Consider the following 15,714-nt stretch of genomic DNA (forward strand, 5'->3'; position numbering starts at 1 on the left):
GTCTATCTAATATAAGTAAACCTACTTAGAGCTTTAATGTAATCATTTTGGTTATTGAAAACAGTGATTAGTAACACTCGATTACACAGTGCTCAATTGCAAATTCATCATGTAAATAATGTTTAATGGCGTTAAGCTCAATAAGGGTATCTGTTTGCATCACAATTTCACAGTGTGTGGTGTTATCGTCGAGTTGCCATGCTTTTATTGATTTTATTTGAGTAATGGCAAACTGTTGCAGTAACTTTTTACTGATAAGTTGCTGGTCAAAACCAATGGGGGCTGCCTGCATTAAAATGCTGCAGCTGGCTTTAAGTAATAATACGCCGTGATAAATAACATACAGTGATATCAATATCGTCGCTATTAAATCAACTACATACCACTGGTATAAAATAATTAAAGTACCGGCAATAATAACCACAATAGAGGCCATGGCATCAGACACATTATGAATAAACGCCGCCTTTATATTCATGTTGTTTTTAGCGCCGGCTTTAAAGGTTAATAATGCAGTGACTAAATCAATGAATAGCGCTACTGCAGCAACCCACACAATGATCCAGCCATTGATAGGTTGAGGGTTTAAATAACTACTTATGGCCTCAAAAATTAAATAACCACCGATGACTATTAACGTGGTGCTATTAAAAAGAGTTGCTAGAATTTCTGCACGTTTGTAGCCAAAATGGTGGGTTGTATCAGCTTGCTTATTGCCAATTTTTCGAGCAACGAGGGCAATAAAAATTGAGGCCGCATCACTTAGGTTATGTAATGCATCGGCAATTAATGAAAGACTGCCGGAAAATACGCCGCCAACAACTTGCACTGCAGTCAGTAAAACATTTATAAATACGGCAAGAGTGAGCTGTTTATCACTTTGGTTATCATCAACGTGACTGTGTGAATGACCATGACCCATTTTAGTTAAACTTCCTCATTGCTTTACTGTGTACTCATAATGACAACTTTTTGCCATATATAAAAGCGTTGTTTTAATTTGTTTTTTTAATGCCCTAATGAATAAATTGAAATAAGCTCATGAACGTTACTTATTGAATATAAAACGATATGCTAGGGTATAAATAAATGTATTAATGGCTTAAATTATCATAATTAGTTAAGCACTTTTTATATTAAATTAGATGCTTACCAGGCATAAAAGTAGTTTTTTAAGGGTCAATAACAATGAACACAGCAATAGAAATTCGCGATGCAAAGCCAAGTGATGCAAAAACAATTCTACACTTTATCAATGAGCTTGCTATTTACGAAAAAGAACCTGATGCAGTTAAAACCGATGAGCAAGCCATTTTAAACACCCTGTTTTGTGAAGGCGCAACGGCGCACAGTTTAATATGTTTACAAGATGATGAGCCAATAGGCTTTGCAGTATATTTTCACAACTACTCGACTTGGTTAGGTAAAAATGGTCTTTATCTAGAAGATTTATACGTGAGCCCAGATAGCCGCGGAAATGGCGCTGGTAAAGCCATTATGAAAGAACTGGCAAACAGAGCAATCAATAAAGACTGTGGTCGCTTTGAATGGGTGGTACTTGATTGGAATAAACCCGCGATTGATTTTTATAATAGTATGGGCGCTGAGCCACAAAATGAATGGATTATATATCGTTTAACGGGTCAGGCATTAATTGATTTTGCAAATAAAGATTAGTGCCGAATATGGCCAGTAATACGCTTAGTTTTTGCTAAGCTAAGCGCTACCTAATTTACAAGAGCATTTTATGGGTGATCAGCACTGGCAAAAAGCACGTCAAAGTCGTGATGCGCGTTTCGATGGGCTTTTTTATGTAGCCGTTAAAAGTACCGGTATTTATTGCAGGCCAATTTGCCCTGCGCCCACAGCTCACGAAAAAAATGTAGTCTACTATCAGTTTGCGCACTCTGCCGCGCAAGCTGGTTTCAGGCCTTGTATTCGTTGTCGGCCCGATAGTGCACCAGGAAGTGCGGCTTGGCAGGGAACAAAAACAACGGCTCTACGAGCCAAGCAATTAATTGATCAGGATAATCAGCACGACTGCGAAAAGCTCGCCACGCGTTTAGGAATAAGCAGCCGTTATTTAAGGCGATTATTTTCTCAATATTTTGGCATTTCTATCACGCAATATCGATTGTTTAACCAATGTCATTTTGCAAAAAAATTGATTCAAGAAACTAGCTTACCGCTTACCGAGATAGCGTTTGCCTCAGGCTTTAAAAGTGTTAGGCGTTTTAATGATGCTTTTTTAAAACAACTTAATATTGCGCCCTCAGCGCTCAGAACCGCCAAGCACCCAGCTGATATTGGGCTCACCTTAATTTTGCCTTTTCGTCCGCCGTATAACTGGCAGGCATTGCATGGGTTTTTAGCAAAACGATTAATTCAGCCAATAGAGTGGTTAACGCCAACCAGTTATGGGCGTACTTTTACTTATAAATCGTGTAGAGGGCGTTTTGATGCTGAGTTTGTTGCAGATAAACATCATTTTCGGGTGCAAATTGATATAGATAATACGCAATATTTACATCCAGTTATTAACAACATTCGCCGTATACTTGATTTAGATGCAGATACTTATTTAATTGAGGCGCATTTAAGCGAACACATTAATAATGCATTTCCACTTACTAAAGGCTTAAGGTTACCGGGTATTTGGTCAAGTTTTGAGGCGGGAGTTAGGGCTGTACTTGGGCAACAAGTCAGTGTAGCAGCGGCGCACAACCTAGTGACTAATTTAGTAACACAGCTTGGTGAAAAGCAACACCAACAGGTCTATTTTCCTGAGCCTGAAGTGTTAGCACACAGTGATTTTGCATTCTTTAAAATGCCACAGGCGCGTAAAAATGCATTGCATAACCTCGCTGAATTTTGTGCCGTGAATCCAGATTGTGATGACTTAGATCAATGGCTTAGTTTAAAAGGGATTGGCCCATGGACGGTTAATTATGCAAAGTTACGCGGCCAAAGCCAGCCCGATATTTTACTCGATGGTGATTTAGGGGTTAAAAAAGCCCAAGCGGCAGTACGTTCTTTTGAACCTAAGAACTGCGCACCATTTCGATCTTACTTAACTTTTCAACTTTGGCAGCAATTATGATAGTGCAAACCAGTTTACCCAGCCCGATTGATGACATTATTATTCAGGCAACTGAAAAAGGTATTAGTTATGTGGGGTTTTATCCACCGGCCAGTTATATCAGTACGCCTTTAAACGAGATAAATAATTCGCATGTTTTATCTTGTGTGGCGCAGCTTAATGAGTACTTTGCTCATTCGCGTACCGAGTTTGATTTAGAACTCGATACTGGCGGTACGCCATTTCAGCAAAGTGTATGGCAAGCATTGTGTAGCGTACCCTATGGAAAAGTGGCGACTTATAAAGATATTGCCGAGCAGTTAAACAACCCTAAAGCTGTGAGAGCGGTAGGGGCTGCAAATGGAAAAAACCCAATCAGTATTATTGTGCCGTGTCATCGTATTATTGGCGCAAATAAAAAACTAACTGGTTATGCAGGTGGTTTAGAGCGCAAGCAATGGTTACTAGAGCATGAAGCAAAATAAATAGCTAAATAACGTATCCAAATTTGTATTCTGAGCACTTTAAGGTAGCATAAGCGCACTTTTTATTTGAAGGCACGACAATGGCGCAATTATACTTTTACTACTCTGCAATGAATGCAGGTAAATCAACCACCTTACTACAATCTGCATTCAATTATAAAGAACGTGGTATGGAGCCGGTGATCCTCACGGCGGCTATCGATGATAGAGCCGGAGTGGGTAAAGTATCCTCACGTATTGGCTTGCAAGCAGATGCGCATATTTATGATGCAGATATAGATGTTTTTGCGCTTATTCAAGCTCTTAATGCAGATAAAAAACGCCATTGTGTGCTGGTAGATGAATGTCAGTTTTTATCAAAAGACCAAGTTATGCAGTTAACCGATGTGGTTGATGAGTTAGGAATACCCGTATTGTGTTACGGATTGCGCAACGACTTTAGAGGGGAGCTGTTTATAGGGTCACAGTATTTACTTGCTTGGGCTGATAAGCTAATTGAGCTTAAAACGGTGTGTCATTGTGGGCGTAAAGCAAATCACGTATTACGTACCGATGAAAATGGTGAGGCTATTGCCGATGGTAAGCAAGTAGAAATTGGCGGCAACGACCGTTATGAGTCGGTGTGCCGCAAACATTATAAAGCCGCGTTAAATATGGGCCGTTAAGGCTTTAATAAAGGTATCTATATCCGCTTGGGTAATACCTAAATGGGTTACTAGCCTAAGTTGCTTACTTGGGCTAATAAGAATGCCTTGTGCTTTTAAATCGGCTGCTAGCTTTGTGATGTTTATGCTGTTATCAAACGTAGCGTAAACCATATTTGTGGTATTACTCATATTTACTTCAAAGCCTGAAATTTCACTTAACTGCTGTGCTAAATAACGCGCATTAGCGTGATCATCGACTAAACGTTGAGTGTTATTTTCTAACGCATATTGCCCCGCAGCAGCTAACATACCCGCTTGGCGCATACCGCCGCCAAGCACTTTACGCCAGCGTCTTGCTTTAGCGATTAACTGCTCAGAACCTAATAATAATGAGCCAACAGGTGCACCTAAGCCTTTTGATAAACAAATAGAGACTGAATCAAAGTGTTTGGTGATTTCTTTAATATCAAGGTTAAGCTCGGCTGCGGCATTAAATGCTCGCGCGCCATCTAAATGCAGTGCTAAGTTATGTTGATCAACAAATTCACGTGCTTTAATTAAATAATCAATACCCAGTACTTTGCCACCTATGGTGTTTTCAAGGCTCAGTAATCGCGTTTTCGCAAAGTGGCTATCATCGGGTTTTATTGCAGCAGCAATTTTAGTAAAACATAGGCTACCATCGGCTTCATTTTCAATAGGTTGTGGTTGAATAGAGCCTAAAACGGCAGCGCCACCGCCTTCAAACTTGTAGTTATGAGCACTTTGCCCACAAATATACTCATCACCTCGCTCACAATGCGCCATTAATGCCAATAAGTTTGCTTGCGTGCCGGAGCTACAAAATAATGCATCGGCCACATTAAAACGCAATCTAGCATAGGCTTCCAATTGGTTAACGCTTTCATCATCACCGTATACATCATCGCCAACCGGGGCATGATACATAATATCTCGCATTTTATTGCAAGGCTTGGTCACTGTGTCTGAGCGAAAATCTATCATGAGTGGTCCTTATGGTTGTTATATGAATTCTTCACAAATTTGTTCACGGGTCGTTTTATCAAAATAACTCCACGCAATAAAGCGACTGACTTTTTGCCCTTGTGCCATTTCAACGATTTTATAGTCGCAAATAGGGAGCTGTTTTAGCTGTGTTTGTAAAGCAGCAAGGGTCTCTTTTTTAGAAACCAACGAGGTGAACCAGATCACTTGCTCACTGAACTGAGCGCTTTCTTTGATCATGTTAGAAATAAAGGTCAGCTCGCCGCCTTCACACCATAACTCATTACTTTGGCCACCAAAGTTGAGGGCGTTACTGGGGGCTTTACCTAAGTTTTTCCATTTACGCTCACTGCCTTTATTGGCTTCTTCTGCGCTGGCATGAAATGGCGGGTTACACATCGTTAGGTGATATAAATCTTTCGCATTAACCACCCCTTTAAAAATATGCTCGGGATTTTTTTGTTGTTTAAGCGTTATTTTTAAATCATTAAACTGAGCGAGCTGCTTGGCTATTTTTATTGCTGCTAAATCGATGTCGCTGCCAGTAAAGTGCCATTGGTATTCGCTATTGCCCGTTAGCGGGTAAACTAAGTTAGCGCCAGTGCCTATATCAAGCACTTTAATTTGTCGGCCAGTGGGAATAACCTGCTGATTATCTTCGCTGAGTAAGTCAGCTAAGTAATGAATATAGTCAACTCTTCCTGGAATAGGTGGGCATAAGTTGTGCTTAGGTATGTCCCAAAAGTTAATGTTGTAATGACTTTTTAATAGCGCCTGATTCAAGGTTTTTACAGCTAAGTTATTACTAAAATCAATACTTTGATTGCCTGCTGGCGTCGTAATTAAAAAAGCAGTTAACGAAGGGGTTTGCGAGGTAAGCAAATTAAAATCGTAACCATTTTTGTGTTGATTGCGCGGATGTAATTTAGAACGAGTTGATTTTGCTTTCATGAGGCTTTTTTAACAACAGGAATAAAAGCCAATAGTAACAAATACAGACAGAAAAAGTGCATAATTTTCCCTTTGGCTTACCAGACATTACTGGTAGGATGAGTTGTTAGCAATTATAAGGAATTCGCTTTGGCAGTTACTCAACAATCTGTTTTTATTAAATTAGATGACCATCAAACACTGCATTTGCGCCGTATCGCCAACCAGAAGCCGAGCGGCCCTGTGGTGTTATTAATTCATGGTGCGGTAGAAAATGGCAAAATATTTTACACTCATAGCAATAAAGGGTTAGCGCCTTTTTTAGCTGAACAAGGGTATTGTTGTTATGTCGCTGATTTACGCGGGCGTGGTGAAAGTAAACCTGCTATTTGTAAGCAAGCACGGTATGGACAAACTGAGGCGATTGTTGAAGATATTCCGGCATTTATTGAAAAAATTGAACAGTTAGAGAGTAAAAAACCTGACTTTTTAGTTGCTCATTCTTGGGGTGGGGTGTTGCTTAATAGCGTGTTTGCTCGCTTCCCTGAGCTGATAAACGATGTAAAAGCGTGTGCCTATTTTGGTTCAAAGCGTTCGCTATTTAATAACCACCCTAAAAAGTTATTTCAGGCCAATTTAATTTGGTATTTTATGGCGCCAATATTAGCGAAAAAACACGGTTATTTACCAGCAAAACGCTTAAAGTGGGGCAGTGATGATGAAACTCAAAAGTCCCATTATCAAAGTATGCAGTGGGCTAAGAAAAATCCGTGGATAGACAGTGATGATGGCTTTGATTACGCTAAAACATTAGCAAATCTCACGCTTCCTCCGACGTTACATATTGCGGCAGTAAAAGATAAAGCATTGGCACAGCCTATCGATATTCAAAAGTTTATTGATGAGTCAGGTACTGGGGTGCAAAAAATGCAAATATATGGCCGCCGCTTTGGGCACAAAGTAGATTACGACCATATTAATATGCTTACCCATCCACAGGCACGCCAAGAACAATTTATAGATGTGCTTAATTGGTTTGAGGCAACGAGAGCAAACTAAGTAAAGGGGCTTCATAACGCTGCCATTTATCAAGGCTTTTGTTATTTACAGGTTGCCTGATGGCATGTTTACTGAGCGTTGTAACGGCGCTTTTATTTTTGTAAAAGTCTAAACAAGTCTGTTCAAATTCACAGCCAGTAAAACTCAATAGTGTGGTTAATTGATCTTTAGGGTTTTCAATTAACTGCTCATAACTTAAATTATAAATAGCTAAGCGGTTAAATTGCTGCCAATGGCTCATCAGTTTTTCATAAAGCTGATGGTACAAAGTAAATTCATTTAAATCACAAAAATAGGGTTCGTTTTCAGCAAAGTAATTAGTAAACACTGAAAATGCGGTTGCATGAAAGTTGCGACTCAGGTTAATAAACTTAGCGTCTGGGAATAGAATATAAATTAACCCTAAGTTTTGGTAGTTGCTAGGCAGTTTATTGATCACAAATGCGCAATTGCTCCCAGAAGAACTTAAGGTATCTAAATATATAGCTCTGGCTTGGTTAATTAAAGGCGTTGCTAGCTTAGTTAAGCATTGAGGGTAGCGTAACCCTGTTTTATGTTCTAAAAAAGCGACGACCTTATTACTAATACTGGTGTCTTCTCCAAGCGTTGCCCATTGACTGTGTCCTGCTAACATCTGCTCCAGTAAGGTTGAGCCGCTTCGTGGCATACCAATAATAAACACGGGCGTAACAGGATACTGCTTATTTAGGTTTGCTAAATTGAGCACACTTTCATTATTATATTCAATAAGTTGATCATAAAACCCAATTAAATCTTCAGTATTAAATTCACTGAGTTTGTGTTGTTGCTGATTGGCAATCACAAAATAGTTAAACGCTTGATCAGTATCGTCTAACTTGTCGTAACTTTTAGCTAAAGCATAGTAGCAGACCATTTTTAAGCGTAGGTTATTTGTTTGCGTTAAAAAGTGGTGTAACTGATCGATGTAATTATTTGCTTTATTAAAGCGCCCTAATTGTACCAATTCAAATAAAACATAAGCCGTAACTGGTGCTATTCCAAGCTTTAATGCTTCCTCAAACGTGGCATGCGCTTTATCAAGCTCGCCAAAGGTTAAATAGTGCTGGGCTAAATAATAATGAGTGTCTGGGTTGTCTGCGGCAATACTTGTTGCGTATTCGAGTACTTTTTGCGCATCTTCAGGAGAGTTGACCGCATTAAATGCATCACTTAGTGCATACAAAGGTTCTAATGCATAAGGGAGATGCTGACACGCTCGTTGTAGTATATAAACAGCGGCATCAAATTGTTCTAAACGCAGTGCTACTTTACCTAAGCCAAACAGGGCGTCACCATTATCAGGCTCTGCTTGTAATAGCATTTTGTAATGAAACTCAGCTTCTCTGAGCTTGTTTTGTGATAATAACTGGTCCGCTTTTTTTAGTAGCATAATACAACTAATATTCTTTTTAATTACTATAACCCCAAAGTCACAAAAAATGCGAGTGTAAAAGTCATTTTAAATGGGTTTATAAAGGGCAATAAAAAGGCGAAATGCATTACACATTTCGCCTTTGATTATTATTAACACATGTTAGAAAGTATAGGTTGCTTTAGCGTAGTAAAAGCCACCATTAATTCCGTATGGAGATGTTTCGTAGTACTTACCACCCCAGTTGTTATTTGGTGCCACTGTGAAATCAAGTTTTTCTGCTTCTTGATCCAGTAAGTTTTGTGCACCCAATGAGAAGCTAATTGAGTCATTCATGAAGTAAGTGACTTCAACATCTAACGTGACTGCTGCGTCAGCCATTTTAGCTGTTTCATCATAATCTACGTGAACGCCTTGGTACTCACCAAAGTAGTTAAGGCGAGAAAATGCTGAAAAGCTTTCCCATTGTTGTGCCCAGCTCAGTGTTGCACGGTGATTAGGTAAGTCATTTTCAAGACGGCTTACTTTAAATGCACCAGTTATATCACTTGAGCGTGTTACTTCTGTTTCATTCCAGTTGTACGCTAAGCTAAATGTAGAGCTACCACTGAACAATTCAGCTGAGTAGTTAGCAACTAAATCAACACCTTGTGTAGTGGTATCAAAGTCATTAGTAAAGAAACTAACTTGCGCAAGGTTTTGTACGTTAGGTACGCCCGCAGCTTCAAGCGTGTCTTTATCTGCTTGGCTAAGTTCAATTTTATCTGATTGGCTAATACGGTCATCTACTTGGATGTTGTAGTAATCAACCGTTAAGAATAAATCGCCAATAGTATACACCGCACCAAAGGTGTAGCTTTGTGATTCTTCAGGCTCAAGTTCAGTACCACCTAGTTGAATAGCAATTGGGTTTGTAGGTGGTAGCAAAGCCGAATCTACTAGTACACCACTGCTTAAGTTAGTTTGTACGTTACTAACATTCGCTTGGCCTACGGTAGGCGCACGGAAACCGGTGCTGATAGAGCCACGAATATTTAGATCTTCAGTCAGGTGGTATTGACCCATTAACTTATAGTTAGTGGTTGAACCAAAGGTATCGTAATCTTCGTAGCGAAGCGCTAAGCCCATTAAGAATTCTTCAGTAAATGGCGCTTCAATATCAATATAAGCTGCATAGTTACGACGGTCATATTCGCCTGCATCTGATGGTTTAAATCCAGGGAAACCGTTAGAACCTATACCAAAACCTTGATCAGTTAATGGACCTGCAATAAACGAAGCCTCATCACCTGCCACTACAGTAAAGGTTTCTTCATGCCATTCTAAACCACCGGCAATATTTACATCGTAAGCTAAATCAAAGTCAAACCCTTTTGAAATATCAAAATTAAAGTTTTTCTCTAATTGTTCATATTTACCTGGGCTAAAATCACGCGGGCTATCTGGACCCAGTGAAGCATTGATTGTGTCGTATATAAAGTAGCGAGATTCGTTATACCCTACCGTACCACTTAGATCATAATAAGCGCCTTCTAAAAAGCCGCCAGTAAACTCACCTTTAGTACCGATAGTAAGTGACGTATCTGTAATATTACCACCAAAGTTTGGTGTAAAACCGCCCGGAAGCATTTCGTTAAATGCGAAACAATCAGGGTTATTTGCTACACCATTAATGTAGTCAGGGTTATCAAGAACGTTGTCATCAATCATGATTGTTGGACAGTTACCGCTCATATCACCGGTTAAATCACCAACAAGCAGTGTTTCGCCACCATCATTTGAGTATGCACCAGGGCGAGTATGTGGGTTACGGTAATAAAAACCACCGCGTACATCACGCTCTGAGTAGTTACCAAACATGTAAAATTGTGAGTCGTTAGTAAGTTCTAAACCAACATTACCAAAGATAGAGATGTCGTCATCAACCTCTGGTGCACCCCATACTTGAGTGATCGGAGCAATGTCTGGTACTCCAGCCTTGATAAGTTGAGTTGCATCGTAGCGTTGAACTGAACGGCTGGTCGCATCGGCTGTTTTGTACTGAAAGCTTAAATTTGCAAAACCGCTATCGGTAAACGGTAAGCCCACATTACCTGAAATTTGGGTTGTATCACCGTCGCCCTCGTAATATTGGCCTTTACGAACTTCGAAAGATCCGCCTTCCGAGGCATCTTTAAGTTGGAAATTTAAAACCCCAGCAATCGCATCAGAACCATATTGTGCAGCGGCACCATCACGAAGTACTTCTACTTGTTTCAGTGCAATACTTGGAATTACTGAAATATCAGCACCTTGCGCACCATCGTTAATACCACCACCTAAAAAGGCGATAACTGAAGCACGGTGACGACGTTTACCGTTAAGTAAAATTAGTGTGCTATCTGAAGGTAGTCCGCGTAAGTTTGCAGGGCGCACTAATGAAGCAGCATCACTGATTGGCATTGAGTGTACGTTTAAAGAAGGAATAGCCCCTTTTAATAGCTCTAGCATATCAGTGTTACCTGATTTACTTAGCTCTTCACCACCAATAATATCGATAGGTACAGGAGAGTCACCAATAGAACGAGGCGCAGAGCGCGTACCTACTACGGCAATTTTTTCTACATTTTTGTTAACTTTAACTTCGGTTTGCTCTTCTTGAGCAATTGCTGAACCAGAAACAAATAAGCCTGCGGCTGTTGTTGCTAGAGCAAATTTGATGGCCTGTTGAAGCGCATTGCTTTTTAATTTCATTCTAAATATCCCCAGTTAGAATTGATTTGTATAGTCTATTTAATGACTTTATTGTGGACGGTTCACATTCAATGGGGAGCAGATATTGCCAACTCACTCCTAAAAGCTTAATAAACTAAGCGCACCTCCTGTGAGTCCTCGAAATAGACTATAGATAAAAAAACTAAAGAGGGCAATGGGTAATTAACCACTATTTAACAAGTTGAAACAAATGATTTATCTAAAAATAACGCAGAGTTAATCATAAGTAGGGCAGGGAAAGGGGGTAAAAGCAGGCATTGATACATAGTTATTAACTAAATAAGCTATTTTAGCTACTTTCTATTATTGAATTAAACTGACTTGCTATTGATATTTTCACCATGATGTTTTTTCCACTGTGCAAGTTTTTCTTTGTACTCATCCCATACGCATGGACAGCAACTACCGCCGCCGCAGCACTCATCAGATTTTGGCCTTTCGGGTTTAGTGTTGGGTATGTTTTTTTGCATGTTTTTAATTAAAACTGAGGAAAATGAACTTTAAGAATAAATGATTGAATAAACCGTGTAAATTATTCTTTGTGAACTGAAAGCGCTGTGTGAGAATACAGGCTATGCGATTATATAAAGTTATCCATCGTGCACCCTGGCGGGTTGCTAAAATAAGTAAAAAGCGACAACAACTACGCTTTCGTCGTGCTATGGTCGCGCTTAAAATTGCGCTTGCCCAAGAAAGGCAAGAAACCAAAGAAATGCTAATAATTTATAGGCGTTATACCCAAGGGCAAACAAATAAAGCAGAACTAAAACGCGCCAACGAGCAGTTTGTTGATATATTAAAAGGACTAGGGCTAGGCGTTTTTGCGTTATTACCGTTTGCACCATTAACTATTCCACTGGTTGTTAAACTAGGGCAGTTAGTAGGTGTTGATGTATTACCGAGTTCTTTTAGTATGAATAAGCCGATTAAAGAAATTGATCAAGAAATTGCTCAACAAAACCAAGAGCAAGACTCAACGCCCTCAAAGAAGAAGTAAGCTAGCAGAACATAATTAGCTATACCTTTTAATAGTGCTTATTGTTATGCTAAGGCATCATTTTCTATTATGTGAGTCATTTAATGAGTGCTTTACTTCGTCATACCTCTTCAGGAATTCCTCTATCTTTTATCGTTAAAAACGAACTAACCGATTGGCTTACGCAGCAACCGAGTTTTGTACAGCGCTGGCTAGCAAACACAGATTTTGAAAAATCAGGACTCGCACTAGTACCAAACCCAGAAACGGGTGAACTAAGTCAGGTATTTTGTGTAATGCAAAGCACTGATGATTTTTGGGCCGCTGGCGAGCTTGCCAGTAAATTACCTGCGGGTTGTTATCAAATTCAAGGTGATGAGTCTTTAGTTGCTCAACTTGCTTTAGGCTTTGTCTTAGGTGGTTATGAGTTTAGTGAGTACAAGCAAAAAGCCACAGCAAAAGCTCAGCTTGGCATTGCTGATAAAACATTATATGAACAAGTAAAACAACAAGCGGACGCCATTAATTTAGCACGCGATTTAGTTAATACCCCAGCTGCTGATATGATGCCGCAGCATTTATCGCAGGTAATGAGTGACCTAGCAGATACATTCGACGGTGAATTTTCGCAGTGGATAGGTGATGAGTTATTAGAGCAAAATTACCCAACTATTCACATGGTAGGGCGCGCGAGTGAAAATAAACCACGATTACTTGACTTGAAATGGGGGGCAGTCGATGCGCCACAAATTACGTTAGTCGGTAAAGGCGTGTGTTTTGATTCCGGTGGACTGGATTTAAAACCTAGTTCAGGCATGCGCAACATGAAAAAAGACATGGGTGGGGCCGCGCATGTTATTGCCCTGGCTCAGCTAATTATGGCCGCTAACTTACCAATACGCCTTCGTGTTTTAGTGCCTGCGGTTGAAAATGCTGTTTCGCGTAATGCATTTCGCCCTGGCGATGTAGTAAAAACCCGTAAAGGTATTATGGTCGAAATAGACAATACCGATGCAGAAGGGCGACTAGTGCTGTGTGATGCACTAAGCGAAGCACAAAACGATGATCCTGAATTAATCATTGATTTTGCTACACTAACTGGTGCGTGCCGTATTGCGTTAGGTACGGAGTTACCGGGGTTTTTCTCAACGGATCGCGCTGTAGCAAATGCCATTATGGACTCGGGAATGCAAGTTAACGACCCTGTTTGGCAATTGCCGTTATTCGAACAATACAAACCATTTTTGAAAAGCGATGTGGCTGATATGGCTAACTGTGCAAGTACGCCATTTGGTGGCGCAATAACCGCTGCGCTTTATTTGAAAGAGTTTATAGAGCCAAATACACCATGGGTTCACTTTGACGTAATGGCATGGAATTTACGTGCATTACCCGGGCGTCCAGCTGGTGGTGAAGCACTGGGTATTCGTGCAGTATTTACTTACCTACAAAATCGATTTAACTAACCTGAACTTGGATTAAGGTTTACCTTGAGTTATTTGATGTTAAAGTGCATATAACTCAAGGGGTAAGCCATCTGGATCGGCAAAAAAGGTGAATTTTTTGCCGGTTATTTCATCTTCTCTAATATTTTCGACGATGACATTGTGTGACTCTAAATAATGTTTAGCAGTATTAATACACCCAACTTTAAATGCTAAATGTCTAAGTCCTTGTGCTTCGGGGTAGCTTGGTCTACTTGGCGCATCATTAAACGAAAATAATTCTAACTGACTACCATCAGGTAAAGCTAAATCGAGTTTGTAAGACTGACGCTGTGCACGATAATGCTCATTAATAATCGTGAGTTTTAATATTTCACTATAAAAATGTTTAGAGCGTGGGTAGTTGCTACAAATGATGGCTACATGATGAATGCCTAGTAGTTGCATATATTTTCCTTAAAAAGCAAAAAGCGCACTAAAAGCAGTGCGCTGTTTATCAATACATGTGCATGTTTATATATTAGCTTTTAGCTAGGCTCTGCGTCTTTACACGCTTTTACAGCCGGTGCAACAAGCTCTAAACCCGTTTTATCACACGGTGGAAGCTCAGCATCACTAACAGCAATAGGCGTTACTCGCTCGCCCCATTTTATATAGCTTGCCGCCCAAGTAAGGCCAGCCCCAAATGCCGCCGACATAATGTTTGCATGCGGTTTAATTAAGCCTTGCTCAACGGCTTCACACAATGCAATTGCAATGGTGGCAGCAGAGGTGTTGCCATATTCACCAATATTGACCATTACTTTTTCGTCATCCACTTTTAAGCGATTTTGAATAGCTTGAATAATGCGTAGATTGGCTTGATGCGGAACTAGTACATCGATATCGTCTAACTTAAGATTGGCTTGTTCAAGCACGTCGTCACAGGCTTCACTCATGCCTTTAACGGCACGTTTAAATATTTCACGGCCTTCAAATAAAAGGTCTGATGGACCAATTGGCTCATATTTATTTAAATCACTGCCAAAATTAGTAATGTGTAAAATATCACGATCTTCGCTGTCACAACCGGTTTTAGTCCCTAATAAGCCTGCAGGAGTTTCTGCTGCTTCAAGCACAACGGCACCGGCACCATCACCAAATAATACTGCGCTGTCGCGTCGTGCCCAGTTTACATACCACGTCATGCGCTCAGCCGCGATAACGACAGCTTTTTTGATCATGCCAGCTTGAATTTGCGCTGTCGCAGCTTGTAAAGCATATAAGAAACCAGAACATGCCGCGTTGGTGTCCATGGCTGCAGCGCCTGTGGCACCAATATTTTTTTGTACTAATGAGGCGGTGTTTGCGACTACTGTTGAGGGGGTGCACGTTGCTAAAATAACTAAATCGATATCTTTTGCATCTACGCCAGCACAAGCAATGGCATGTTTTGCAGCCACACTAGCAAGTTCAGCAGTACTTACATGGCTAACTCTTCGTGCCTTGATACCTGTGCGTGTGGTGATCCACTCATCGGTTGTATCTACAATTTCACTTATTTCGTCGTTGCTGATGCTTGCTGGTGGAATGCATTTACCCCAACCAGTGATATGTGCGTAAGGCATAGTGTGTTCTCTTAAAAGTGGTATGACGTGTTCGTCTAATGAGGACGTTATATCAAAAATTAGCTGTTAACACTAGTTTATAGCATGGTTTGCTTAGTAATTACTGCTATTTTACGGACTATTTGCTGCATTTTTGTTTAAAGGTAATTGACTTGTTTTTATTGTGTTAATTAAAAGCTTTTAATGATTATGCCTGTTTTACACAATAGCTCATAGGCTTTCTAAGCTTAATAGAATACAAATACTTTGTTGACCATATATGCTTGAGTGCGGCTGAGTGAGCAGCTAATATGGGGCGCATATTATGAAATCATTACTTAAAAAGCATTACTTA

Annotated in this window: 15 protein-coding genes; 7 read left to right on the plus strand and 8 right to left on the minus strand. The window is 40.1% G+C overall.

Going from position 1 to position 15,714, the window contains the following annotated elements; all coding sequences use genetic code 11:
• Window positions 1-67: 67 nt before the first annotated feature.
• Entirely contained in the window at window positions 68-922 is an 855-nt protein-coding gene (locus PTET_RS17620) for a cation diffusion facilitator family transporter (protein WP_013463109.1), read from the minus strand.
• A gap of 266 nt (window positions 923-1,188) precedes the next feature.
• Between PTET_RS17620 and PTET_RS17625 the strand changes: the two genes are divergently transcribed.
• The 4 genes from PTET_RS17625 to PTET_RS17640 all read left to right on the plus strand — a co-directional run bounded on the left by PTET_RS17625 (window position 1,189) and on the right by PTET_RS17640 (window position 4,229).
• On the plus strand, window positions 1,189-1,677 hold the full coding sequence (locus tag PTET_RS17625) for a GNAT family N-acetyltransferase (protein ID WP_013463110.1): 489 nt from the start codon (window positions 1,189-1,191) through the stop codon (window positions 1,675-1,677).
• Between the two features lie 70 nt (window positions 1,678-1,747).
• Window positions 1,748-3,100, plus strand: a complete 1,353-nt coding sequence (locus PTET_RS17630; RefSeq protein WP_013463111.1) for a DNA-3-methyladenine glycosylase 2 family protein — start codon at window positions 1,748-1,750, stop codon at window positions 3,098-3,100.
• Complete coding sequence (locus tag PTET_RS17635) at window positions 3,097-3,564, plus strand: methylated-DNA--[protein]-cysteine S-methyltransferase (RefSeq protein WP_013463112.1); 468 nt, start codon at window positions 3,097-3,099, stop codon at window positions 3,562-3,564. Before PTET_RS17630 ends, PTET_RS17635 begins: the two co-directional genes overlap by 4 nt.
• Before the next feature lie 80 nt (window positions 3,565-3,644).
• Complete coding sequence (locus PTET_RS17640) at window positions 3,645-4,229, plus strand: thymidine kinase (RefSeq protein WP_013463113.1); 585 nt, start codon at window positions 3,645-3,647, stop codon at window positions 4,227-4,229.
• Here the strand turns inward: PTET_RS17640 and ltaE are convergent.
• Both ltaE and rlmF read right to left on the minus strand, forming a co-directional pair.
• On the minus strand, window positions 4,212-5,216 hold the full coding sequence (gene ltaE, locus PTET_RS17645; protein ID WP_013463114.1) for a low-specificity L-threonine aldolase: 1,005 nt from the start codon (window positions 5,214-5,216) through the stop codon (window positions 4,212-4,214). The two genes, PTET_RS17640 and ltaE, sit on opposite strands and share 18 nt — an antisense overlap.
• A gap of 18 nt (window positions 5,217-5,234) precedes the next feature.
• A complete protein-coding gene (gene rlmF / locus PTET_RS17650) occupies window positions 5,235-6,167 on the minus strand; it encodes a 23S rRNA (adenine(1618)-N(6))-methyltransferase RlmF (protein ID WP_013463115.1) in 933 nt (310 codons plus the stop codon).
• A 129-nt stretch (window positions 6,168-6,296) separates the two neighbouring features.
• Between rlmF and PTET_RS17655 the strand changes: the two genes are divergently transcribed.
• On the plus strand, window positions 6,297-7,205 hold the full coding sequence (locus PTET_RS17655) for an alpha/beta fold hydrolase (RefSeq protein WP_013463116.1): 909 nt from the start codon (window positions 6,297-6,299) through the stop codon (window positions 7,203-7,205).
• On the opposite strand, the gene PTET_RS17660 is transcribed toward PTET_RS17655, so the two are convergent.
• From PTET_RS17660 to PTET_RS17670, 3 genes are all read right to left on the minus strand, one after another.
• Complete coding sequence (locus PTET_RS17660; RefSeq protein WP_013463117.1) at window positions 7,174-8,616, minus strand: tetratricopeptide repeat-containing sulfotransferase family protein; 1,443 nt, start codon at window positions 8,614-8,616, stop codon at window positions 7,174-7,176. The two genes, PTET_RS17655 and PTET_RS17660, sit on opposite strands and share 32 nt — an antisense overlap.
• Window positions 8,617-8,760: 144 nt before the next feature.
• Window positions 8,761-11,331, minus strand: coding sequence for a TonB-dependent receptor plug domain-containing protein (locus PTET_RS17665; protein WP_013463118.1), 2,571 nt, complete (start codon window positions 11,329-11,331; stop codon window positions 8,761-8,763).
• Between the two features lie 332 nt (window positions 11,332-11,663).
• Window positions 11,664-11,822, minus strand: coding sequence for an oxidoreductase-like domain-containing protein (locus PTET_RS17670; RefSeq protein ID WP_076921669.1), 159 nt, complete (start codon window positions 11,820-11,822; stop codon window positions 11,664-11,666).
• Window positions 11,823-11,926: 104 nt separating this feature from the next.
• On the opposite strand from PTET_RS17670, the gene PTET_RS17675 reads away from it, so the two are divergent.
• Window positions 11,927-12,349 carry a hypothetical protein gene (locus PTET_RS17675; protein ID WP_013463120.1) on the plus strand — a complete coding sequence of 141 codons (423 nt, stop codon included), beginning with the start codon at window positions 11,927-11,929 and terminating at the stop codon, window positions 12,347-12,349.
• An 83-nt stretch (window positions 12,350-12,432) separates the two neighbouring features.
• A complete protein-coding gene (locus tag PTET_RS17680) occupies window positions 12,433-13,794 on the plus strand; it encodes a leucyl aminopeptidase family protein (RefSeq protein ID WP_013463121.1) in 1,362 nt (453 codons plus the stop codon).
• 39 nt (window positions 13,795-13,833) lie between these two features.
• Here PTET_RS17680 and gloA2 read toward each other — a convergent pair whose 3' ends face one another.
• The gene (gene gloA2 / locus PTET_RS17685) at window positions 13,834-14,220 is read right to left on the minus strand and encodes an SMU1112c/YaeR family gloxylase I-like metalloprotein (RefSeq protein ID WP_008464296.1); all 387 of its coding nucleotides are present in this window, start codon (window positions 14,218-14,220) and stop codon (window positions 13,834-13,836) included.
• A gap of 80 nt (window positions 14,221-14,300) precedes the next feature.
• The gene (locus PTET_RS17690; protein WP_013463122.1) at window positions 14,301-15,380 is read right to left on the minus strand and encodes a ketoacyl-ACP synthase III; all 1,080 of its coding nucleotides are present in this window, start codon (window positions 15,378-15,380) and stop codon (window positions 14,301-14,303) included.
• Window positions 15,381-15,714 lie beyond the last annotated feature (334 nt).

The sequence above is a fragment of the Pseudoalteromonas tetraodonis genome (genome assembly GCF_002310835.1).
Lineage (GTDB): Bacteria > Pseudomonadota > Gammaproteobacteria > Enterobacterales > Alteromonadaceae > Pseudoalteromonas > Pseudoalteromonas tetraodonis.

What these genes read in the sequence shown, in the direction of transcription:
- PTET_RS17620 (WP_013463109.1), bottom strand. Translation starts at nt 922, where the DNA reads ATGGGTCATGGTCATTCACACAGTCACGTTGATGATAACCAAAGTGAT.
- PTET_RS17625 (WP_013463110.1), top strand. Translation starts at nt 1,189, where the DNA reads ATGAACACAGCAATAGAAATTCGCGATGCAAAGCCAAGTGATGCAAAA.
- PTET_RS17630 (WP_013463111.1), top strand. Translation starts at nt 1,748, where the DNA reads ATGGGTGATCAGCACTGGCAAAAAGCACGTCAAAGTCGTGATGCGCGT.
- PTET_RS17635 (WP_013463112.1), top strand. Translation starts at nt 3,097, where the DNA reads ATGATAGTGCAAACCAGTTTACCCAGCCCGATTGATGACATTATTATT.
- PTET_RS17640 (WP_013463113.1), top strand. Translation starts at nt 3,645, where the DNA reads ATGGCGCAATTATACTTTTACTACTCTGCAATGAATGCAGGTAAATCA.
- ltaE (WP_013463114.1), bottom strand. Translation starts at nt 5,216, where the DNA reads ATGATAGATTTTCGCTCAGACACAGTGACCAAGCCTTGCAATAAAATG.
- rlmF (WP_013463115.1), bottom strand. Translation starts at nt 6,167, where the DNA reads ATGAAAGCAAAATCAACTCGTTCTAAATTACATCCGCGCAATCAACAC.
- PTET_RS17660 (WP_013463117.1), bottom strand. Translation starts at nt 8,616, where the DNA reads ATGCTACTAAAAAAAGCGGACCAGTTATTATCACAAAACAAGCTCAGA.
- PTET_RS17665 (WP_013463118.1), bottom strand. Translation starts at nt 11,331, where the DNA reads ATGAAATTAAAAAGCAATGCGCTTCAACAGGCCATCAAATTTGCTCTA.
- PTET_RS17670 (WP_076921669.1), bottom strand. Translation starts at nt 11,822, where the DNA reads ATGCAAAAAAACATACCCAACACTAAACCCGAAAGGCCAAAATCTGAT.
- PTET_RS17675 (WP_013463120.1), top strand. Translation starts at nt 11,927, where the DNA reads ATGCGATTATATAAAGTTATCCATCGTGCACCCTGGCGGGTTGCTAAA.
- PTET_RS17680 (WP_013463121.1), top strand. Translation starts at nt 12,433, where the DNA reads ATGAGTGCTTTACTTCGTCATACCTCTTCAGGAATTCCTCTATCTTTT.
- gloA2 (WP_008464296.1), bottom strand. Translation starts at nt 14,220, where the DNA reads ATGCAACTACTAGGCATTCATCATGTAGCCATCATTTGTAGCAACTAC.
- PTET_RS17690 (WP_013463122.1), bottom strand. Translation starts at nt 15,380, where the DNA reads ATGCCTTACGCACATATCACTGGTTGGGGTAAATGCATTCCACCAGCA.